General features: G+C 39.9%; 21 protein-coding genes. 15 read left to right on the top strand and 6 right to left on the bottom strand.

Going from position 1 to position 22,900, the window contains the following annotated elements:
* Positions 1-29 precede the first annotated feature (29 nt).
* A complete protein-coding gene (locus tag ATS71_RS06450) occupies positions 30-1,412 on the bottom strand; it encodes a Na+/H+ antiporter NhaC family protein (protein WP_058404076.1) in 1,383 nt (460 codons plus the stop codon).
* Positions 1,413-1,715: 303 nt separating this feature from the next.
* Between ATS71_RS06450 and ATS71_RS06455 the strand changes: the two genes are divergently transcribed.
* Complete coding sequence (locus ATS71_RS06455; protein WP_327078237.1) at positions 1,716-2,213, top strand: GNAT family N-acetyltransferase; 498 nt, start codon at positions 1,716-1,718, stop codon at positions 2,211-2,213.
* On the opposite strand, the gene ATS71_RS06460 is transcribed toward ATS71_RS06455, so the two are convergent.
* The 4 genes from ATS71_RS06460 to ATS71_RS06475 all read right to left on the bottom strand — a co-directional run bounded on the left by ATS71_RS06460 (position 2,210) and on the right by ATS71_RS06475 (position 6,938).
* Positions 2,210-2,818 (bottom strand): PqiC family protein, encoded by a 609-nt coding sequence (locus tag ATS71_RS06460; protein WP_058404078.1) that lies wholly within the window; start codon positions 2,816-2,818, stop codon positions 2,210-2,212. The two genes, ATS71_RS06455 and ATS71_RS06460, sit on opposite strands and share 4 nt — an antisense overlap.
* On the bottom strand, positions 2,818-4,473 hold the full coding sequence (gene pqiB / locus ATS71_RS06465) for an intermembrane transport protein PqiB (protein WP_058404079.1): 1,656 nt from the start codon (positions 4,471-4,473) through the stop codon (positions 2,818-2,820). Before pqiB ends, ATS71_RS06460 begins: the two co-directional genes overlap by 1 nt.
* Positions 4,470-5,636 (bottom strand): paraquat-inducible protein A, encoded by a 1,167-nt coding sequence (locus tag ATS71_RS06470; RefSeq protein WP_235591426.1) that lies wholly within the window; start codon positions 5,634-5,636, stop codon positions 4,470-4,472. The genes pqiB and ATS71_RS06470 overlap by 4 nt, the downstream gene beginning before the upstream one ends.
* 486 nt (positions 5,637-6,122) lie before the next feature.
* Positions 6,123-6,938: a thioesterase family protein gene (locus tag ATS71_RS06475; RefSeq protein ID WP_058404080.1), complete on the bottom strand. Its 816-nt coding sequence runs from the start codon at positions 6,936-6,938 to the stop codon at positions 6,123-6,125.
* Positions 6,939-7,179: 241 nt separating this feature from the next.
* On the opposite strand from ATS71_RS06475, the gene dnaK reads away from it, so the two are divergent.
* The 9 genes from dnaK to ATS71_RS06520 all read left to right on the top strand — a co-directional run bounded on the left by dnaK (position 7,180) and on the right by ATS71_RS06520 (position 15,937).
* On the top strand, positions 7,180-9,096 hold the full coding sequence (gene dnaK, locus ATS71_RS06480; RefSeq protein ID WP_058404081.1) for a molecular chaperone DnaK: 1,917 nt from the start codon (positions 7,180-7,182) through the stop codon (positions 9,094-9,096).
* Positions 9,097-9,297: 201 nt separating this feature from the next.
* Positions 9,298-10,437, top strand: coding sequence for a molecular chaperone DnaJ (gene dnaJ / locus ATS71_RS06485; RefSeq protein ID WP_058404082.1), 1,140 nt, complete (start codon positions 9,298-9,300; stop codon positions 10,435-10,437).
* A gap of 87 nt (positions 10,438-10,524) precedes the next feature.
* Positions 10,525-10,986: a Cys-tRNA(Pro) deacylase gene (ybaK, locus tag ATS71_RS06490; RefSeq protein WP_058404106.1), complete on the top strand. Its 462-nt coding sequence runs from the start codon at positions 10,525-10,527 to the stop codon at positions 10,984-10,986.
* Between the two features lie 104 nt (positions 10,987-11,090).
* The gene (locus ATS71_RS06495) at positions 11,091-11,495 is read left to right on the top strand and encodes a DUF1761 domain-containing protein (protein ID WP_058404083.1); all 405 of its coding nucleotides are present in this window, start codon (positions 11,091-11,093) and stop codon (positions 11,493-11,495) included.
* A 56-nt stretch (positions 11,496-11,551) separates the two neighbouring features.
* A complete protein-coding gene (locus ATS71_RS06500; RefSeq protein ID WP_058404084.1) occupies positions 11,552-11,929 on the top strand; it encodes a response regulator in 378 nt (125 codons plus the stop codon).
* 111 nt (positions 11,930-12,040) lie between these two features.
* A complete protein-coding gene (locus ATS71_RS18875) occupies positions 12,041-12,292 on the top strand; it encodes a hypothetical protein (RefSeq protein WP_058404085.1) in 252 nt (83 codons plus the stop codon).
* Between the two features lie 151 nt (positions 12,293-12,443).
* A complete protein-coding gene (locus tag ATS71_RS06510; protein WP_058404086.1) occupies positions 12,444-12,707 on the top strand; it encodes a CBU_0592 family membrane protein in 264 nt (87 codons plus the stop codon).
* A 206-nt stretch (positions 12,708-12,913) separates the two neighbouring features.
* Positions 12,914-14,380 (top strand): SLC13 family permease, encoded by a 1,467-nt coding sequence (locus ATS71_RS06515; protein ID WP_058404087.1) that lies wholly within the window; start codon positions 12,914-12,916, stop codon positions 14,378-14,380.
* A gap of 138 nt (positions 14,381-14,518) precedes the next feature.
* Positions 14,519-15,937, top strand: a complete 1,419-nt coding sequence (locus ATS71_RS06520; RefSeq protein WP_058404088.1) for a coniferyl aldehyde dehydrogenase — start codon at positions 14,519-14,521, stop codon at positions 15,935-15,937.
* 69 nt (positions 15,938-16,006) lie between these two features.
* On the opposite strand, the gene ATS71_RS06525 is transcribed toward ATS71_RS06520, so the two are convergent.
* Positions 16,007-16,732 carry a tetratricopeptide repeat protein gene (locus ATS71_RS06525; protein ID WP_006791705.1) on the bottom strand — a complete coding sequence of 242 codons (726 nt, stop codon included), beginning with the start codon at positions 16,730-16,732 and terminating at the stop codon, positions 16,007-16,009.
* Positions 16,733-17,143: 411 nt separating this feature from the next.
* Here ATS71_RS06525 and ATS71_RS06530 point away from each other — a divergent pair, with 411 nt between their 5' ends.
* The 5 genes from ATS71_RS06530 (at position 17,144) to ATS71_RS06550 (ending at position 22,860) form a co-directional block, all read left to right on the top strand.
* On the top strand, positions 17,144-18,004 hold the full coding sequence (locus ATS71_RS06530) for a DUF6279 family lipoprotein (RefSeq protein ID WP_058404107.1): 861 nt from the start codon (positions 17,144-17,146) through the stop codon (positions 18,002-18,004).
* 167 nt (positions 18,005-18,171) lie between these two features.
* On the top strand, positions 18,172-19,191 hold the full coding sequence (locus tag ATS71_RS06535; protein ID WP_058404089.1) for an XdhC family protein: 1,020 nt from the start codon (positions 18,172-18,174) through the stop codon (positions 19,189-19,191).
* Positions 19,192-19,194: 3 nt separating this feature from the next.
* Positions 19,195-19,791, top strand: coding sequence for a nucleotidyltransferase family protein (locus ATS71_RS06540; RefSeq protein WP_058404090.1), 597 nt, complete (start codon positions 19,195-19,197; stop codon positions 19,789-19,791).
* Positions 19,792-20,067: 276 nt separating this feature from the next.
* Positions 20,068-20,556, top strand: coding sequence for a (2Fe-2S)-binding protein (locus tag ATS71_RS06545; RefSeq protein ID WP_058404091.1), 489 nt, complete (start codon positions 20,068-20,070; stop codon positions 20,554-20,556).
* Between the two features lie 12 nt (positions 20,557-20,568).
* Positions 20,569-22,860 carry a xanthine dehydrogenase family protein molybdopterin-binding subunit gene (locus ATS71_RS06550; protein WP_058404092.1) on the top strand — a complete coding sequence of 764 codons (2,292 nt, stop codon included), beginning with the start codon at positions 20,569-20,571 and terminating at the stop codon, positions 22,858-22,860.
* Positions 22,861-22,900 lie beyond the last annotated feature (40 nt).

The following is a 22,900-nucleotide window of genomic DNA, read 5'->3' on the forward strand; positions in this document are numbered from 1 at the left end:
TTTATTTATTTCATTCTACCTATAAGTATTTATGCCATAACAATAAAGCCAATAACCGCCAATGAAGCCGCTATTAATGTGTACGGCAATTGCGTTACTGCATGGCTCATTAAGTTACAGCCAGAGCCTTGGGCTGCAAGTACAGTAGAGTCTGAATAAAAACACGCTTGGCTACCAAATGATGAGGCCGATAATAACGCGCCAATTACTAATGGAATATTTGCATCAACCGCCGTTGCCAGTGGCATAACGATAGGGATAGACACTGCAAAAATACCCCAGCTAGAGCCTGTAGCAAACGCTAACACTGCCATCGCGATAAATACCACTGCTGGTAAGTATTGCGCCGTCATGTAAGGGCTTAAACTGCCTATAACAAATTGCGGTAAGCCTATTAAATCGCACACATCTTTAAAAATAAAGGCGGCAATTACAGTGCCAATAGCCGGTATCATACTCTTAAAGCCATCAAGCATACGTTCAATCATTTCGCTAACGCTCATTAATTTTTGTAGTGCATAAAAAGGCAAAGTGACCGCCATGGTTGCCAGTAAGCCTTTATATACATCTATTTCAAAGTAAACGGTAAAGGCTACAAGTAAAATTATCGGCAGTAAAAAGTTATGTAATTTCCCTTGAGGATCGGCATCTTCAAAGTTTTCTTCTACTGCTTTTACTGCGTATTCGTCAGCTGTTTGAATATCACTAAACTGAGCTGGGTCTACGCTGGCTTGCTCTATTTGTGCTATTTTTTCGGCTTTTGTCATGGGCCCAATAGCAGGTATAACACCTAATACCACTAACAAAACCACCAATACTGCAAACCAAGCATAAAACATATAAGGAATTGCTTGAATATATACAGCAATCCCTTTGCCTTCTTCGGCAATGCCGTTATCTACTAATAGTCCGCCAAAAAATACTGCCCAAGTAGATAAAGGGACAAGTACACAAATCGGTGCTGCAGTTGAGTCGACTACATAGGCAAGCATTTCTCGGCTCACTTTAAACTTATCGGTAATGCGTTTCATGGTTTCGCCAACGGTAAGCGCATTTAAGTAATCATCAATAAAAATAACTACACCTAAGCAAAATGTCATAAATAAAGATGAGCGTTTACCTTTAGTGTATTTTAGTGCCAATTTTCCAAACGCTGACGCACCGCCAGTACGCACTAATAAGGCTATTAAAGCACCAAAGCCACCGCATACGAGTATTAACCAACCTATGGTTTCGTCGGTCATGACTTTGAGCGATGTGCTGGCAAAGTTAGCAAGTACCTGAGCCGGGTCGGCTATTACTAACCCAACTAAAGCACCAATAAGTAAAGATAAAATAGGGCGGCGTAAAACAACAGCCAACACAACCACCACCGCCGGTGGCAGTAAACTTAACGCAGAAGGTTCGAGCATTTAAGTGTTCACAAAATTAAAAGCATATTTAAAAATTTAAATTGCTTATACAAAAACAAAGAAGATGATAGTTTGTTGTTAAATCATTTTCCAAGTCACTGCTTTTGTACGCGAGAGGAGTATTTAAACGGTTATGTTAAATTAAAGGTTTAAATAACACGCGTTGGCTTTGGCGCCAGACGGAGCAAGGAATGCATACCGCTATTGTTGTGCCTGTAAAAACATCGGTGCAAAAATAATCTGGTTTTGTATTTCAGTCAATAAAATTTACGTGCAAAGTAACTTTTTAAAGGATAAAACGTGGTGACCGTATTTAAAACCAAACGCTTATTTCTTCGCTATGCAAACCAGCACGATGCAGCAATATTACTCACTTTAGTGAATCAAGTTAATTTTAAAAAGTATATTGGCGATAAAGCAATTTATACACTTAGTGATGCCAAAAATTATATTGAACAATCATTTATAGCCACGCATAAACACCAAGGGTTTGGCCCTTATATTATTACGTTACACAGTGGTGAAGTGGTAGGAATAGTGGGTTTTTACAAACGGACAGTGTTGCAATTGCCAGATGTAGGTTTTGCCTTGTTAGCGCATCATGAAAAAAATGGTTATATTTTTGAAGCGGCTAAAACGCTTTTACAAAATAGGCACACACTGGGTATTGATCGAGTAAGTGCTATTGCTTCGGAAAATAATAAAGCTTCGCAAAGTGTACTGCTAAAATTAGGTTTTAAAAAAGTGGGCAAGGCGGTTATTAGTGATGATAAAACCGCCATTGATATATATGGTTATTAAAGCTGTGCTTGCTCTATCGCTTTAGCCACATCTAAGTTTATGTTTAGCCAGGTTTGTTCAAGCGTGGCAACTAAACTATCGTAGCCATCGTCTTTTATGGGGAGCACGCTAGAGAAATTATGCACACTAATCAAGCGGCGGCCGGTTTCTGGGTGAGTATAATATAAGCGCCAAAGGCCAGATATATCTGCATTACCTTGCATATCACCATTAAAATGGTGAATTTCGTACTCCAGCTCGTAAAACGTTTGCTGATCTAATTCAGTTATTACAGGCAGCCCCTTAATCACCATCCAATTTGGCATGTTTTTGAATAAAGTTTGTTGGGCAGTGGCAGTAAGCATAACGTCAGGAGACTCGCCCCATAAATGATAATTTGCAGCATGAATTTGATTATTATCAATTTTCATCGCTATACCTAAATTATTTAATGCGCCTCTTAATACCACAGTTTGTACTCTCAGCTGTGCACTGGTTTCACTAACATTACGAGACGATGATTCAATAGGCTGTTCAAATTGGTAGTACTGCGTTGTTGTTTGTATTGCTGAACTACAGCCCGACAATACTAAAAGCACACTTGTTATTAGTAATAGCGTTTTCATTATTGCTTCCTTGGTATTGGATCTGCGGGCAGCGCTTTGTCAAAAATCAGCATGTTTGGTTGCTCATTTAAACCACGTGTCAAAGGTTGTATTTCTTCACTTAAGCGCTTAAATTCACGCAGTGTTTGTTGCAATTGGTGGTGAAATTCAGACCCAGCTTGATAACTTGCCATAGTTTTGTCAAATTGACGCATAGTCACTTCAAACTGCTCCATGCTTTTAGTCATTTTTGCAAAGTTGCGATTTATATCACCAGGTAAGTTTTGAGTATCTTTTTCATTTAATAGCGTGCGCATTTCATTAGCAAGAGACTGGTAGTCGGCAAAGGCAACTTGTATTTGCGCTAAGCTTTCTTCAACTTTTAAATTATTTACTTTGTTTAATACATCAGAAACTTGGTCGGCAAGAACGGTAATCCCACTTGATACACTAGGAAAAACGGTGTACTGGCCCAGTTTTTCAAAGCCAGCTTCTGGTGCGTCGGGGTACATGTCAAAATCAACATAAACTGCACCGGTTAGTAAATTACCGGGCTTTAAAGAGGCGCGCATACCAATGTTTATCCAGCCCTTTAAGCTATCTTTCCAAAAGTCTTTAGCGGTTGCGCTATGGTGATAAATACGTCCATATTCTATTTTTATCAGCACAGGCACTGATGTATTTGCACTTTTAAAGTGGGCTGGTTTGCCATTAACAATTATGTTTGCAGGGGCTTCAACCACTGTACCAATACGGATCCCTCGGTATTCAACAGGGGCGCCGGGTCTGAGTCCTCTAATAGATTGTTCAAAATCTATTATGTAATAGTCAAAGTCGTAAAAGCGTTCTTCGAGTGCTTCTTTATAGCTTTGACTGAGTGAAAAGTTGTGGCCATCGTTAGCTATTTCACCCGGTGTTTGGTTATCGGGTAAGCCAACTGAAATCCCCCCTTTTAAAAGCTTACTCAAAGAACCCGTATTAATATTTATGCCATCGGCAGATAAATCAATTTCTATACCGGCGTTGACCCAAAAAATCGAATTGTTGGTAATTAAGTTTTGGTACGGCGCTTTTATAAAGATACCGTATTTCATTGCTTGGTTTTCCCAATCAAATGTAGCAGTCTCTATTTGGCCAATTTTATAATTTTTAAAAAATATCCCGGTGCTAACATCAAGTACCTCTGCGTTATAGCTAAGTAGTTGGAAGCGACCGCCTTGCACGTCTTTGCCAATGAGCGCAGGCTCTTCTTGGAGGATGAAATGTTCTTTTAGGTTTTCACTTTCACCAGGTGCAAACTCTAAGTAAACTCCAGATAATAAGGTGCTCATTCCACTTATACCGGTTTCATCAATACGTGGCTTTACCACCCATATTTTAGCGTCGTCGGTGAGTAGGTCATCATAGTTTTTATCTATTTGAGCCCGTGCAATAACACTGTCTTGAGAGTCGGATAAACGTACGCTGTCAATTTGCCCTATTTTTACACTGCGCACTTTTATCTCTGTTTTACCCGCAATAATACCCTCGGCTTGCGGCATTTCTATATATATAGTGGGGCCTTTATTTGCTTGATATTGATAAAGCATCCACACACCGACAAAAAGCGCTATGGCTGGAATAATCCAGATAGCAGAGATTTTTGGTTCATCTGTTACTTGGGCGGTTTCGGTCATGTTTTGGTCTCTGATGATTTATTTTTAGGTGAATCCCATAACAGGCGTGGATCAAATGAGTGAGCAGCCATCATTTGGCATATTACCATAACGGTGAAAAATGCAATGCCTAAACCTGGTGTCACTGACATTAAATTACCCAGCTGCACTAGCGCTACTAAAATGGCGACAACAAAAACGTCTATCATTGACCATTTACCAATAAACTCAGTGAGTTGGTAAATTCTAGTATAGCTTTTAGTATGCCTGTTTGCGGGTTTTGTTACCATAATACACAAAAAGCTTAGTACACATGCTTTGGCTAAAGGAACAACAACACTCGCAAAAAAAATAATACCCGCAATAGGGTAAGAACCACTTTTCCAGAGTAAAATAACCCCGCCGATAAGTGTCGATGGGGTTTCATCACCCAAGCTCGTGGTATTCATAATGGGCAATACGTTTGCTGGTATAAAGCAAACAATAGAAGTAATGAGCCAAGCGGTTGCTTTTTGAACGCTATAAGGGTTACGTACATGTGTTTTAGTGTGGCATCGCTGGCATATGTTACTGGTACAAAGCTGATGACACACATGGCAGGCTTTAATATTTTCGTCGATTGCACGCTTAGCATGTTCAACACCCTCTAACTTCTTTTCAGGTTTAATTTGTGCCCATAGCCTTGGGCGATTTAAGTGCACTAAAGCGGCAATATATAAAAAAACAAAGGCAGCGTAGGCCCAAAAACTTGCGCCAAAGCTTATATCAGCTAAAGACATAATTTTAACCATGCTGACTAACACACCAATTAAAAATATCTCAGACATAATCCATGGCTCAAGTGCCAAAGTAAACTTAAGTAACCGACGAGCAATACCCTGTGGCAATGTTTTTAAAATACCTAAGTGAAGCGGGATCAAAATAATTAATAAACTCATTGGCAACGCAATAATGCTTAAATCAATAAAAAGCCCCAATAATTCACTATCGTAATTGAACAATATTCGGGCTGCATCGGGTAGGGTAATCGTTTGGGTTATGCCATTACTACTAAAGGATAAAAAAGGGTAAAACATACTGCTTAATAGCATGAGTAGGGCACTAAAACTCAAGGCCACTATGCGATTATCGTGGTTTACGTTTGCTTCGCACAATTTATGATGACAATGCGGGCATATCGCCATTTGCTTAGCAATAACTCTTGGTATATCGATGATCAGGTCGCAGCAGGGGCAAACAGTTTGCAAATTAGTACCAACCAACAAGGCATTTACTTGATTTTGCAATATTTGGGGCTGTAATACAACGCGAACAATTAACTTTTGTATACAGGCCAAGCAATAAAGTATCTGATTGGATTACTTTTTTATATATGGGTTTGTTGGCCTTTCAAGATTAAGTTTGTTGCACCAGCCTGTTTGGTGTTCAGGCAAGGCAGAGCCTATGTAGTGTGGTTATTCACCATAAATTGGCGATAACGCAGTATTAATACCAACAGGCGCTGCCCAAGGTGGGCTTCCTAGGGGCTATTTACACTTTGCTGCCTGCATAGATGTAAGCTAGAAGAATAAGACAAGAGCAATTACCGAGCCCACTGGGTTACAAACCTCGCGCCGCGATTAAATAGCCCCTAGTTTGAACACATTTTAATCCGCAAAGATCAATAGACCCTAATCAAAAACGGCAACCGTTTGGCGTGTAAGGGCAATAAGCTCACCTGATTGTGACCAAATACACCCATCTTCTAAACCATACCCATCTTTAGAGTGATGCGTGATCGCTTCAAAACCAAGCCACTCGCCAGGCGTTAAATTGGGGGATTGAACAAACTCTAAATACCACGACATACTACTTGCAGGCCCGGGTTGCTTAAACATTTGTAATAACGTGGGCGGCCATGCATCGGTTAATGCAATGATATGCGCCTCTGTAATGGTTTCGGGTGTGTGTTTAAGTCGCATCCATCCACCTAAATGTGATGTGTCTGCCCCTGTAAAAGGCATTGCGCCTTGTTGCGGGCATAAATCCACGTGTTGAAAAAATTCAGGCATTTGGCCTTTTATAAAGGGTAACGTATGGCGCTCGTTAACGGGGCTTAAACCTAATGTCTTTGAAACAGGAACATCAATAGCTGACTCTCTATTTTTAGCAAAACAAGCCTGAACAATGACGGCTACTTGCTCATTTTGAATAGCTTTAGCGAGTACTTGTGTGCTGTTTTTACCCTCACGTAATATTTCAACGTACAGTGAAAAAGGGGTATCGGCCAATAAAGGCCCCACAAAATTGGTACTCAATGAAAGAAGGCGGCGGTCATTACTCACTTGGCCTCTAATAGCTTGATATAACAATGCAGCTGATAAACCACCAAAAGCGGTTCTTCCTTGACACCAATTTTCAGGAAATTGCATGGTAAGCGTTGATTGTTCGATTTTATCTGATTGACCTATTTTAGCGGCTTGCTCAAGTAGTTGGTCAAAGTGCATGGGAAATATCCTTTAAAAGTGCAATTTAATAAATTTATAACACAATCAAACTGGTCAGGCCAGTAATTAAAGGCGTGTCAAACGCTCTAAAAATCATCATTCCTTACAATAATTAGGGTTATTTTGTAAATAAATCATAAAAAATGAATTTTTTTTCATTTTTACAGTTGAATTAGTTTTATGGCATCCCTATTTACTAGTCATCGAACGTATTAACGAATTTTGAAGTTGGAGAAGTTTCATGGGTAAAATTATCGGAATCGATTTAGGTACTACAAACTCTTGTGTTGCAGTACTTGATGGTGACAAAGCACGTGTTATTGAAAACGCGGAAGGCGATCGCACAACCCCGTCTATTATTGCTTACACGCAAGACGGTGAAACATTAGTAGGTCAATCTGCTAAGCGTCAAGCGGTTACTAACCCTACAAACACATTATTTGCAATTAAGCGTTTAATTGGTCGTCGTTTTGAAGACGAAGAAGTACAACGCGATATTGGTATTATGCCGTTTAAAATCATTAAAGCCGATAACGGCGATGCGTGGGTAGAAGCAGGCGGCGAAAAACGCGCTGCACCGCAAATCTCTGCTGAAGTACTTAAAAAAATGAAAAAAACAGCTGAAGACTTCCTAGGTGAAGCCGTAACTGAAGCTGTAATCACAGTACCTGCATACTTTAATGATTCACAACGTCAAGCGACTAAAGACGCTGGCCGTATTGCGGGTCTTGAAGTTAAACGTATCATCAATGAGCCAACAGCTGCTGCCCTTGCTTACGGCATGGACAAAAACAAAGGCGAAAACATTGTAGCTGTATACGATTTAGGTGGTGGTACTTTCGATTTATCAATCATTGAAATTGATGAAGTTGAAGGCGAGCACACATTTGAAGTACTAGCTACAAATGGTGATACTCACTTAGGTGGTGAAGATTTTGATAACCGCGTAATCAACTACTTAGTAGCAGAATTTAAGAAAGACCAAGGCTTAGATCTAAAAACAGATCCACTTGCAATGCAACGTGTTAAAGAAGCTGCTGAAAAAGCTAAAATTGAACTGTCATCTGCACAATCTACAGAAGTTAACCTTCCGTACGTAACTGCTGATGCAACAGGTCCTAAGCACATGAACGTGAAACTAACTCGCGCTAAGCTTGAGTCACTTGTTGAAGATTTAGTAACTAAATCTTTAGAGCCGCTTAAACGTGCACTTGCTGATTCTGATTTATCAGTAGGCGACATCAACGACATTATCCTTGTTGGTGGCCAAACACGCATGCCTTTAGTACAAAAGACAGTTGCTGACTTCTTTGGTAAAGAGCCACGTAAAGACGTTAACCCTGATGAAGCTGTCGCTGTAGGCGCGGCAATTCAAGGTGGTGTACTAGCAGGTGATGTTAAAGACGTACTATTACTAGACGTTTCTCCATTGTCTCTAGGTATTGAAACAATGGGTTCTGTAATGACAGCTCTTATTGAGAAGAACACGACGATTCCTACTAAGAAATCGCAAACTTTCTCAACAGCAGAAGATAACCAGTCTGCCGTAACCATTCATGTGTTACAAGGTGAGCGTAAACGTTCAAGCGACAACAAATCTCTAGGTCAATTTAACCTAGAAGGTATTCGCCCAGCACAACGTGGTACACCACAGATTGAAGTAACATTTGATGTTGATGCGGATGGTATCTTACATGTATCTGCTAAAGATAAAGATACAGGTAAAGAGCAAAAAATCACGATTCAAGCCTCTTCTGGTTTAAGCGATGAAGAAGTTGAAAAAATGGTTCGCGATGCAGAAGCACACGCTGAAGAAGACAAAAAGTTTGAAGAGCTTGTAGCTGTTCGTAACCAAGCTGATGCAATGGTTCACGGTACACGTAAGCAAGTTGAAGAAGCGGGTGATGCACTACCAAACGAAGACAAAGAAGCCATTGAAGCTGCAGTTGTAGACTTAGAAGCTGCAATTAAGAGCGACAATAAAGAAGAAATTGAAGCTAAAACGCAAGCACTTGCAGAAAAGTCTCAAAAGCTAATGGAAATTGCTCAAGCTAAAGCGCAGCAAGGTCAAGCAGATGCAGGTGAGCAACAACAATCAGCTAAGCAAGATGATGACGTTGTTGATGCAGAGTTTGAAGAAGTAAAAGACGACAAGTAATTGTTGCTGACGCTTCTAGCTAACCAAAAACACTTAACTCGGTTAGGTGTTTAGGTTAGGATGAACAAATGAGGCGCGCGAGCAATAGCTTGTCGCGCCTTTTGCATGTATTTAAGGTTCATAATTCAATGATAAATCGATGAGATTTATCGGTTTATCCCGCAGCTTACGCTGCAAAATAGAAAGAGTAGTGTGATAGATATGTCAAAACGCGATTATTACGAAGTCCTCGGCGTAAGCAAAGATGCGAGTGAGCGAGACATAAAAAAAGCGTATAAACGCTTAGCGATGAAATATCATCCAGATCGTACCGCAGGCGATAAAGAGCTTGAGACCAAGTTTAAAGAAGTTAAAGAAGCGTACGAAATACTAACTGACGACCAAAAACGTCAGATGTACGACCAATATGGTCACGCAGCCTTTGAACAAGGTGGTGGCGGTGGTCATGGCGGCTTTGGCGGCGGCCATGGTGACTTTGGTGATGTATTTGGCGATGTGTTTGGTGATATTTTTGGTGGCGGCGGTGGTCGACGTCAATCTCGTCAACAACGCGGATCTGATTTACGTTACAACATGGACTTAACGCTTGAAGAAGCGGTTCGTGGAAAAGAAGTAGAAATTAAAGTACCTACATGGGTAAGCTGTGATCCTTGTGATGGTAGTGGTGCAAAAGCAGGTTCTAAACCTAAAACGTGTACAACCTGTCATGGTGCTGGCCAAGTGCAAATGCGTCAAGGTTTCTTTGCCGTTCAGCAAACGTGTCCTACGTGTCAGGGGCAAGGTCAAATTATCTCAGACCCTTGTAACAAATGTCATGGTCAAGGGCGTGTTGAAAAAACTAAAACGCTGTCGGTTAAAATACCTGCAGGCGTTGATACGGGCGACCGTATTCGCTTATCTGGTGAAGGTGAAGCCGGTGTGCATGGCGCACCAGCAGGTGATTTATACGTACAAGTGTCAGTGAGAGAACACGAGATTTTTGTACGTGAAGGTAATAATTTATATTGTGAAGTCCCAATCAGCTTTACCACATCAGGCTTGGGCGGTGAGATTCAAGTACCGACCCTTGATGGTCGTGCAAAACTTAAAATACCGTCAGAGACACAAACGGGCAAAATGTTCCGTATGCGTGGCAAAGGTGTTAAGTCTGTTCGTAGCGGTGCGCAAGGCGATTTAATTTGTAAGGTGGTTATTGAAACACCTGTCAATCTAAACGAGCGCCAACGTGAACTACTTAAAGAGTTAGAAGAAAGCATGGGCGCAGATAGCTCAAAAAACCGTCCTAAAGAGCAAGGCTTTTTTGATGGTGTTAAAAAGTTTTTTGATGACTTAACTAAATAAACATGATTATTGTTTAAAAACGGTGCTTTACAGCGCCGTTTTTTTTGCTTTAAATTTGCTAACTCCTCAGTGAAAAGTGAAAACGAAATGACGCCTGCAATCGCACTACTAGAAAAACAAAAAATAAAGTTCGAAATACTGAGCTATGAGCACGATGCAAAGAATGGTCACTATGGTTTAGAGGCGGTTGAAAAACTTAATTTAAATAGCGAGCAGGTATTTAAAACACTGGTACTAGAAACACATGAAGGCCAGTTAATAGTGGCTATAACACCCGTATCTAAACAAGTTAATCTTAAGCTGCTTGCTAAAGTAGTAAAGACAAAAAAAGTGGCCTTGGCTGCGCCTCAAAAAGTAAATGCAAGTACCGGTTATATACTTGGAGGTGTAAGCCCGCTTGGACAAAAAAAAAGCCTTCAAACCTACATACATAATAGTGCCAGAGAGTTTGATATTGTATATGTAAGTGCGGGTAAGCGTGGCTTGGAGTTAAAGTTAGCCATAGACGATATTGTTCAATTAACACAAGCCACGTTTGCATTGTTTTAATTGTTTGTAGTTATTTAAGTGTCGGTTACATTTTAGTATTTGCTGCTTTAGTTAATATTAACTACATTAAAAAGACGTTAGGATTCAGGAAACTTCAGTGCAGTATGAATTTCTCGGATATTAATTTCATTTCAATACTAGTAGCCGCGCTTTCATCGTTTACGCTAAGTAATGTTTGGTATTCAAATATGTTATTTAGACAAGCATGGTTAGAAAGTTGTGGACTAACAGAGCTAGACTTTCAAGGCGCTAGCAAAAATAAAGCATTTGTGGGTACGTTTTTGTTCTCGTTTGTATCTGCGTTTTTATTATCGATATTTTTAGGAAACGATTCAGATTTAGGTTTAAGCGTGGTTACTGGATTTTCTATTGGGTTATTTTGGGTGAGCAGCTCTTTGGGTTTAAGTTATATTTATGAGCAGCGTCCAGTGAAACTTTTTTTGATAAACAGTGGTTACTATGTAAGCCAATTTTCGTTAATGGGATTAATTATAGGTGGTTGGCCATAATTGATTTATAAATACAAAATTTTTTATCTTTTTATCTATTCAGGCAACTAAATAATATGAAAATACTTGTTGTTGATGATATGCCACTGATGCGACATGTATTAATTAACATGCTTAGAAATTTAAAATACCTTGATTTAGTTGAAGCAACAGATGGTATTCAAGCACTTACATTATTAAAAAAGCAGCCGTTTGATTTAGTTATCACAGATTTATATATGCCAAAAATGGATGGCAAAGATTTACTAAATAGAATAAGAAATGACGAACAGCTTACCTCAATTCCTGTCTTAATGGTGACATGCGAAGATAACTCTAAAGCTATAAAAAATGTAATAGCAGCTAAAGTATCAGGCATTATTGTTAAACCTTTTAGTCTTAAAGTGCTGAGTGACCACTTAGACCGTGTTTTAGCCGCAGCCCATAAGCCATAAACAAAACAACTTAGGTACGCCCTAGCAATTACATCTGTTTTAATTCAAGGACGACTAAATTAAACTTACCGTATTATACCTAAAATATAATCGTTCAATTACGGAGGTGTTTTGGCACAACCAAACAAAAAAGGCCCTACAAAAACCGTTGATATTTTTTGCTCTTCATGCAAAACGCAGCTTTTTAAATACCGAAAGGGAGGCAAAGGAGCACTTGTTAAATGTTTTAAAGAACGTATATCTCAAGACTTCACAAAAACCCCTTGTATTTGCCCAAGTTGTGAGCGGGCTTTTGCAAGGCCCGCTTTAATTCGCGGTGCCCCTGCCTATAAAATGATTGGTGGAAAAGTTACATTTAAATAAGCTAAAAACATAAGCGGACATATGCCCTTGTTTGAATCTACTTTGTTGTTATGATCGCCCGGTTTTGCTGTTTCAATGAATGAAAATATACCCTCCCCATGGATTGGGCCAGTTTTTTGGGTTATTTAAAAAATGGATAAAGGATAGTTTCGTGATAGCACTCTTATTTGACATCATCGGTATGACAGGTACTTTTTTAGTTGTAGGGTCGTTTTTTTTACTTCAGTTAGGTAAAACAACACCAACCAGCCTGACATACAACATGATGAACTTAACAGGAGCGATTTTATTATTAATTAGCCTCTGTTATAACTTTAATTTGGCAAGCTTTGTGATAGAAATATTTTGGATCGCAGCCTCATTAATTGGTTTATATAAGTACCTAAAAAATAGATCAGCATTAGCGACTAGTTAATTTTGATATGTTCGCCGTAGGCCTTTTGTTTACGGCGTTTCTTTAAATCCCCTTTTTGATTTTTTTATTGCTTAGATCTTTACACTCTCACTAAACGCTTTAAATATTTTACTTTGTATTTATTGTGTTGGGTGATGTGTATCCATTTGACAAGTCCTCACCATCTTATTTACTGTAACGTCTGTTAAAAAGCTTTTGGCGCAGTAATGTTAAGCAATCTAAACAATATTAATCAAACATATTCAATTATGCGAAGCTTGTGGTTATGGCTTGGCCCCATTGTCATGCTGTTAACCTGTTTATTAGAGCCGCCAAGCGGCCTGTCTAATACAGCCTTTAAAACAGCCGGTTTAGCGTTTTGGATGGCCTCTTGGTGGGTAACTGAGGTTGTGCCTATTCCTGCGACTTCATTGTTGCCGCTCGTCATAACGCCACTTGTGGGTATTGCACCTATCAAAATTACAGCAGCACCTTATGCACATCCACTCATATTTTTATTTTTGGGTGGTTTTTTAATATCAATAGCTATGGAGCGTTGGGGGCTACATAAACGAATTGCGTTAACCACTATGCTCTATGCGGGTAAAAAGCCTAGCTTACAAATATTAGCCATGATGCTAGTAACAGCATTTTTATCTATGTGGATGTCAAACACTGCAACAACGGTGATGATGTTGCCCATCGCGTTATCAATTATTCATTTAGTGAGTAATTCTGATTCTAGTGAAGATGAATTTGCAAAAGCATTACTGTTATCAATTGCCTATGGTGCCAGCATTGGTGGTATTGCTACGTTAATAGGAACACCGCCTAATGCCCTTATGGCAGCTTACTTATCTGAAAGTTACCAAATTGAAATTGGCTTTGGGCAGTGGATGATGGTAGGTGTACCTTTGGCAATTGCCATGTTGTTGGTGTGCTGGATATGGCTTACTAAATTTAGCTATAAAGTTGATAAAAATGCAGAAAACATACTAGACAGTAAAACCATGTTTGTTGATGAGCTTGCAGCACTCGGTTCGTTGCAACGCGCAGAAAAAGGGGTGTTTTTAGTATTTTCACTCGCAGCGCTCTGTTGGATTTTTAGACCGCTATTAGCTGACTTATCGGGTCTTGGTATTTCAGATACAGCTATTGCGATTGCAGCAGCCCTGGTGTTATTTGTTTTGCCAGCTAAAAAGGGCAGTGACGAGCGTATTTTAGATTGGGCGAGTGCGTCTAAAGTTCCTTGGGGTGTGTTATTACTTTTTGGTGGGGGCTTATCATTAGCATCACAAATTAAATCTTCTGGTTTAGCGCAATACATTGCACAGATGATAGAAGGTGCGAGTGCTATTCCGTTCGTTATGGGAATTCTTGTGGTTGTTGCGCTCATTACTTTTTTAACTGAAATAACGAGTAACACAGCCACGGCAGCTGGCTTTTTGCCGTTATTAGGCCCTGTTGCTGAAAGTGTTTTTGGATCGCCCTTAGTATGGGTTATTCCTGCTGCTATAGCATGCAGTTGTGCGTTTATGATGCCTGTTGCAACACCACCAAATGCCATTGTGTTTGGCTCGGGGAAAATTAAAATTCGCGATATGATCAAAGCAGGCTTTGCACTTAACCTAGTCGCTATCGTGTTAATTACACTTGTAACCATAACGCTCGCAAAAACAGTATTTAATTTTTAAAATGGAGTCCCTTTGTACCTCAAGCAAAGCGACTCTTAATCAGTATGTATGTTGTTGTAATAGGTAAATTAGTGTTATTGCTCGAAAAACAGAACAAGGTTATAGTCGACAATAACTTTAAAAATCGAGTAACCTATTTTGACGACAGACACAGTACAAACAGCTTCTTTATCAACGCAGTTTAATAGTTTGCAAAATGCGTTTTTAGATAACCCTTATCCTACAGTTCATTCTCGATTAGCCATTTTAAAAAAATTACGTTCGCGCATTGTAGAGCTTGAAGAAGAACTTATCAGTGCGGTATCTAAAGACTTTGGTTACCGTACTGCGTTTGATACCTTACTGGGGGATATTTTACCTACCGTGCAAGGGCTTTCGCACATTATTAAAAAGCTACCTAAGTGGTCAAAGCCTAGTAAACGTTCTGTGGGGCTTAGCCTATGGCCTTCAAAAGTAAGTGTTACCTATCAGCCAAAAGGCGTTGTAGGCGTTATCGCACCGTGGAATTATCCAATTCAACTTGCAGTTGTGCCAGTGATCACCGCAATTGCTGCGGGTAATAAGGTTATGTTGAAGCTGAGTGAATTTACTCCTCATACCAATGCTGTTTTAGAAAAGCTTTTTGATAATAAAATGAGCCAGCACGTATGTGTGGTCCAAGGTGGTAGTGGCGTTGCAAGCGAATTTTCGTCCCTCCCTTTTGCACACTTATTATTTACCGGCTCTACAGGGGTTGGCAAATTAGTAATGAAAGCCGCCAGTAAAAACTTAACCCCCGTTACTTTAGAGCTTGGCGGCAAGTCACCAGTTATTATTACCGAGCAAGCTGATATTAAAAAGGCTGCGCACGCACTTTTATTTGGAAAAATGGCGAATGCCGGGCAAATTTGTGTTGCACCAGACTATGTATTTGTGCCTAAAACCTTAGAAAGCCAGCTCATCAAACAGCTATGTGAGCTTTATAAAAAGCACTTTAAGCAAGGTGTTGAAGGTAAAAATTTAACCTCTATTATTAGTGATTCGCATTATGCGCGTTTATCCGAATATTTGGTACAAGCACAAGCACTTGGGGCAAATGTCATTAAGCCACTTGAGCAAAATCAACAAGATGCAGATAAGCATCGTATGGGTCTGCATTTAGTCACAAACGTGACTGATGACATGCAACTTATGCAAGACGAATTATTTGGGCCTATATTGCCAATTAAGAGTTATGGGAAGTTAGAAGAAGTTCTTGATTATATTAAACAGCATCCTAACCCACTTGCTCTTTATATTTTAGGTCAAGATAAACAAGCGCAAGAGTATATTATTAAACAAACGCTCAGTGGCACCGTTGCCGTTAACGATACTCTGGTGCAAGTAACTGCTGACGACGCGCCATTTGGTGGCGTAGGTCACTCAGGTATGGGGCACTATCATGGTAAAGAAGGGTTTTTAACGTTTAGCCACGCTAAAAATACACTGGTTTCTGGTTCTTTTAACCCCCGTATAGGGTTGTTACTCAAGCAAAGCAAACTGCTAACTAAACTATTAAAGTGGCTATATATTAAGTAATACAAATTAAAAAAGCTGAACTCGTTATGCGCAATGACACTAAGTTCAGCTTTATTTGTATTGCTTGACTTAAAACAGACGCCCTTCGCCTGCATATGTGCCTGCAAGAATTTTAGTGTAAATTGCGTCGGCTTTTTCTTTTGCTTCTTCAATTTCTTTTGGTAGCATGGAACGCTCATCCAGCTTTCGGCTGTGGCTTGCTTGCATGTTGCCATTGTATTCGGCAATCGTATTCCATATGTATGACTTTTCGAGGTTTTTTGGCATTCCTAACCCCTCAAAGTACATAAGCGCTAAATTAAATTGCGCTAAAGAATAGTTATTACCTGCGGCTTTTTCGTACCAAGTTTTGGCAAGTTTGTAATCGTGACTAACACCGTCACCATTTGAATACATAACACCTAAGTTAAACTGTGCGGCAGGCATGTTTTTTTTGGCTGCTTTTTCGAATAGAGATAAAGCCATTTGTTTGTCTAATTTAACGCCTTTACCTTCATCGTATAATACCGCTAATGCAAACATTGAGTCTGCGTGGTTCTTTTTTACGCCTTTTTTGTATAGGTCGGCTGCTTTGTAATAATCGCGTGTAACGCCGTGGCCTTCTTCGTATAACTTAGCAAGTTCGTAAATACCAGGTGCAAACCCTTTGTCGGCAAGGTACTCAAATTCTTTTAAAGCGAATTCAAAGCGACCTTCGTTTGCCGCAATAATACCTTCTTCAAGAGTCGCATTGGCAAAAGGGCTAGCAATTAAAGCACCCGTAAGTAATAACGTTTTTAAATTAAACTGTGACATAGCGATATCTCCAACAAGTAATCGTTTCACTGTGAGTTAAATAAAACCATTTTCTTTGCAATACTATTGCACTCACACGTAATGAAGGGCGTATAACATTGCTGTATTTTAGGTTTATTGTATTGCTACAAGAAAATTAGCGTGCATTTAGGTTTAGATAAACACTGTGTGCCAATATAGCATAGCTCAAATCGAGGTTGTTTTACCTAACCCGTTTGATGTAATAAGCGTAAGATACAGATATAACAGAAAATTTAAAAGAAATAACTAGGTCAAAGCACGGCTAAAAACGTGTTACTTTAATTTTATACTTTTGAGCTTACGTGCGATTAAAAAGAGCGTGTTCGTAATACGCAAGGTCATTATGGAAGTGCTTAGCTACGTTAAGCGTTCATGTTTGCAGAGGTGAAAATGTTTAAAACAATAAAAAATAAGTTGTCACATATAACGATTGCGTTAAGTGTATTGCTATTAACGAGTTGTTCTGCTTCGTTTACTTATAATAATTTAACATGGTTATCGTCATTTTGGGTTGATGACTACGTCGATTTAAACAAACAACAGAACAAACAACTAAAAGAAATTATTAATATCACACAGCAATGGCACCGCGACACACAATTGCCAGCATACAAGCAAGATATTGAAAACTTAAAATTGCTGTTTAATCAACAACTCAACCATGCCCAATTAAAAGAGCAGGTGGTATTTGCCAGAACGCATTGGAAAAACCTTCTTGAACATGCGCATTACCCCCTTGCACAGCTAGGGTATACGCTTTCTAAAGAGCAACGCGACGAATTTATACAAAATATACAAGATCAAATTAACGAAGATCGTGAGCAATATAACGAACAATCTAGTAAAGAGCGCAAAACTAAACGCCTAGAAAACCAGCTAGACTACTATTCAGATTGGCTTGGTAAGCTCACTGACCAGCAAAAACAACTCATTGCAGACGCAAATAATGAACACACAGAATCAGGGGCTCTTTGGCTAGATTACAAACAAACTCGCTTAGATGCGGCTAAAGTAATAATGCATAATAAAAGCTTACCAAAAAACGAGTTTGTGAATAAACTGAGCCACGTAATAAAAGAACGTGAGGCCTTTATGAGCGAAGAACAATTAGCCATAAATGCAACCAACCTCGATTTATATGTCAATTTATTAATCGAACTCGCTCCTACATTGAGCAACAAACAGCGCGAAAGCGTTAATGATGAATTTGACAGCCTGATTGAAACTCTAAACGATTTAATGGAATCGTAAATAGTAAACCTTTACAGTGGCTGATAATGCTTTATTTTATATAATATAAATATGATCTTATCGATTGGGTTCAACGTAAGTAAGGCGTTTTAAAGTTAGTCAGTTATTCACAGTAATATTTGTATATTTTGAAAAATACATAATTAAAGGACTCTAATGGCACATATATGGTAACTGACTTAAAAAGCATGCTGGCTACGTGGCACCCTTTGCGAGACGAACAGCAATGGGTATTGGCAACATTGTACAAAATTGAAGGCTCCAGCTACCGCAAGCTAGGCGCTATGATGCTTATTTCTAGCCTAGGCCAGCGTTTAGGTATGCTTTCGGGGGGGTGCCTAGAGGCAGATATTCAGCGCCACGCCAAACAAGTGATGACCTCTTTAAAATCAAAAACCATTACTTATGACGCAACTGACGAGGATGATTTAACTTTTCAATTAGGCATTGGTTGTGGTGGTATTGTTCATATTGTTTTACAGCCAGTGAATGATGCCAATGAATACTTAAATCTCGATTCAATTTTTAATGCTCTAAAAGAAAAAGTGTCAGGTTACTATTTACAACCCGTTAAACCTGTTTGTGCGTTGGGGCAGGGCGTTTTTTCAAAACGTAATGTTTCTGATGGCCTTTCTGTTAATCGTAAAGCACAAGTCATTGAAAAAAATAATCAGCATTGGCTACAAGTAGCCGTATACCCAGCCCCCCATATTTTAATTGTGGGGGGCGGTGCCGATGCTGTTGCAGTTTATTCGATAGCAAAGCAACTAGGTTGGATCGTGACCGTATGGGATCCGCGTGCAGCTAATGCTAAAAGGCAATATTTTCAGCAGGCAGATACAATTTTACGTTGTCCCCCACAAGAGCTAACTCAATATTGTGAAATGCAAAAGGTAGATGCCAGCATATTAATGGCGCACAGTGTTGAGCTTGATGCAAATGCACTTTTTGCGTTGAGCCAATCTAATTTAAAATATATGGGATTGCTGGGTCCAAAGCACCGACGCGCACAGGTTTTTGAGCAAGCCAATACAGCTATTGAGGATGTTAAAGCACCTGTTTTTGGTCCTGTAGGACTTAATTTGGGTGGAGACTCGCCAGAAAGTATTGCATTGTCACTTATTAGTGAAATACATGCTGTGCTTTCTAATAAAGATGCTAAATCCCTCAGTAATTGGGGCCAATAAAGTATGCGCATAGCAAAAGTATTGTTAGCCGCCGGGCAATCGTCTCGTTTTAATGGGTGTAAATTAATAGCTAATGTTGGCAACAATAAAAGCATGATCGCGCGTGCAGTTGAAGTTTTACAGCAGTTAGACGCAAGCCCTGTTTATATTGTTTCTGGTGCGTGGCATAGCGAAATTACTCAAGCGCTTAAGCACTCAAATAACATTGAAATTATCCATAATTTACATTGGCATCAAGGTTTAGGTAAATCAATTGCGCTTGCAGCCAATCATTTAAAGCATAGTGGCGATTGGGATGGCATTTTATTTATGCTAGCAGATCAGGTTGAATTAGAAACTTGCGATATTCAGCTTTTAGTTACTCAGTTTCAGAAAACCCCCACCCGATGGTGTGCTAACTATGGAAAGCGCTTAGGTGTGCCAGCAATATTTCCTCATGATGATTTTGATTTACTCACCACTTTAACGACTGACAAAGGTGCGCAACACTTACTTCGTGGCTCGGGTGATATTGTAAACAGCATTTTAATTAGCCAGGCAAGCACAGATATAGACACCGTTGAGCAGTTAAAGCGCTATGCCTCTAAAGTAGGGACTTAGTTACTAACGTGCACTATAGCTAATAAATCTATCGCAAGCAGGTTCGGGTTAAATAGAAAAAACAAACTAAACTTTAATTGAAAATTTTTAGATGCCTTGCAAATATAAGACGTCATTAATATTTGTAAGCGTAAAGGCATACTGCGCAGCGTGTAAACTTGCGTGCACTACTTAAGAGCAATGTTGAAGGGTCAGTTGCTTTAATTTTAATGATACTCCAACTGTTCAGCACAACTCGCGGTGCAGTTGATTGAAAGCTTATTCAAGGGGCGAGTTATGGTAACGTTTACAATTAATGGCAAAGTGATTGAATCACATGCAAGTGAAGATACACCTTTGTTATGGGTTATTCGCGATGAAGTCGGGCTAAAGGGCACTAAGTTTGGTTGTGGCATAGCAATGTGTGGTGCTTGTACTGTGCATTTAGACGGACAGGCCACGCGCTCATGTGTATTACCTATTGCTGCTGTAGCAGGTAAAAATATTACTACTATTGAAGGTCTTAATAACGAACACCCGCTGCAAAAAGCATGGGTTGATGAGCAAGTACCGCAATGTGGATATTGTCAGTCTGGCCAGATTATGCAAGCAGCAACATTGCTTGCAGAGAATCCATCACCAACTGATGAAGAAATTGTCAATCATATGAATGGTAATTACTGTCGTTGTATGGCTTACAAACGTATAAAGTCGGCAATAAAACGTGCGGCTGATGAATCACAAAGCGCAGTACAAATGTTTAACCCAAATGAGCAAGACGTTTAATTGGAGCGGATAATGAAAAAATTATTTCAAAAAAATAGCGAAACCGTAAACTTAAATCGTCGTTCATTTATGATTGGCAGTGCGAGTGCGGGCCTAGTGATGGCATTTGCACCTGCGTTATTTACAGGGTCTTTGAGCGCCAAAGAATCAATTTCACAACAGGCATTTTCACCAACTATTTGGTGGACTATGGGGGTCAATGGTGAGGTAGAGGTTAGTATAGCTAAAGCGGAAATGGGCCAGCATATTGGCACCGCATTGGCGAGAATAGTGGCCGACGAATTAGAGTGTGATTGGGATAAGGTATCGATTACTTACGTCGACACCCATGAAAAATGGGGATATATGGTTACCGGTGGTTCGTGGTCAGTGTTTCAAAGCTTTAAACCGCTATCACAAGCTGGTGCCGCAGGGCGCTTAGCGCTTATTGATGCAGGGGCTAAAATGCTAGGGGTTAAACCAGAGCAATGCATTGCACAAAAAGGGCAAATTATTGCGGGTGGACAATCAGTAAGCTACGCCGATATTGTACAAAAAGGTGAGTTTAATCGTACCTTTACAAGTGAAGAGGTCGCACAGCTCCCTTTAAAACCAGCCAATAAACGTCATTTAACGGGCTTAAATCAAGATTTTAAAGCATTAGATATACCAGCTAAAACAAACGGTACAGCGGTGTATGGTATTGATGTTGAAATAGAAGGGATGGTGTATGCACGTCCGGTTATTCCTCCAACACGATATGGAAGTAAAGTAACAAGTGTTGATGACAGCGGCGCGAAAGCAATTAAAGGTTACCGCGGTTTTGAAATATTAAACGATCCGAGTAATACCGTTGAGGGATGGGTGGTTGTACTGGCTGATAATTATCACAGTGCAATTAAAGCGGTTGATGCCTTAAATGTTAATTACAAAGTAGGTAACACAGCTAAAGTTTCTGAAGCCGATATTCAAGCGCAAGGCAAAAAATTATGTGACGATAGCGCATCTGGTACTTTATTTGTAGATGAGGGTAACACGCCTAAGGTCCTAGCTGATGCAAAAAATAAATTTGATGCAACCTACACCACCGCAACAGCAAGTCATTACCAGTTAGAACCACTTAATGCCATAGCTGAATTTAAAGACGGAAATTGGATTGTGCATACGGGTAACCAATGGCAATCACTTACGTTACCGGCGTTAGCTAAAGCCCTTGATATAGAACAAAATAACATAATAATTCGTCCTTATTACTTGGGGGGCGGTTTTGGCCGTCGATTATTCGGCGATTGGACGGTACCCGCTGCGTTAACAGCTAAAGCAATAGGTAAACCGGTTAAGCTCGTGTTTACTCGCGCCGATGACAGTTTATTTGATCAGTCTCGCTCGGCATCTACGGCTAAGTTAACAGCCTCGTTTAGTGAAACGGGTGAGCTTAGTGCGTTAGAACATGCCTTTGCTGCAGGTTGGCCAACCAAAGCAATGGCGCCAGGCTTTTTAGCTCCGGGTGTTGATGGTAATGGTAAATTTGATTCGTTTTCTGCCTCTGGTGCCGATCACTGGTACAGCATGAGCAACCATCGTGCTCGTGCTATTAATAATGAGTTAGCGCAGAGTACATTTACACCAGGTTGGTTACGTTCAGTTGGGCCTGGTTGGATTGTTTGGAGTCTTGAGTCTTTTATAGATGAAATAGCTCATAAGCAAAGTGTTGATCCGGTTAAGTTTCGATTATCAATGCTTGACGGTAAAGGCAAACAAGCGGGTAAAGCACCAGAAAGTGTAGGTGGCGCGCGCCGATTACATGATGTACTCAAAAAAGTGTCAGACAAGGTCAGCTCAATAAAACTCAATGAAAACGAAGGCATTGGTTTTTCAGTTAGTTCAGGGCAAGAGCGCCATATGCCAGCATGGATTGGCACCGCAGCGCATGTTCACGTTAACAAAAGCGATGGCAAAATTACCCTTAAAAAGTTATATGCTGTTGTTGATGCTGGTTTAATAGTGCATCCTGATGGCGCATTAGCGCAATTAGAGGGGTCATTATTGTGGGGAGCCAGTATGGCCTTACATGAGTCCAACTCTTACAAAAACGGCCAAGTAGCTGCTACAAACTTTAACACTTACCTGCCGCTAAGAATGCAAGATGTACCAGAAATGGACATTGAGTTTGTGCAAAGCGACGAGTTTCCTGTAGGGTTAGGGGAGCCAGGTGTTATTGGCGTTGCGCCAGCAATTGGTAATGCTATTTTCAATGCAGTAGGTGTGCGTTTACGCGACTTGCCAATGAAACCAAGTGCAGTTTTAAAGGGGTTAAAAGCCTAATTAAATGCTTAAAGCGTGTGAACTTATGATTTACACGCTT

Origin of the sequence: Pseudoalteromonas sp. H71 (assembly GCF_001468485.1) — a bacterium.
In the GTDB taxonomy this organism is placed as follows: Bacteria; Pseudomonadota; Gammaproteobacteria; order Enterobacterales; family Alteromonadaceae; genus Pseudoalteromonas.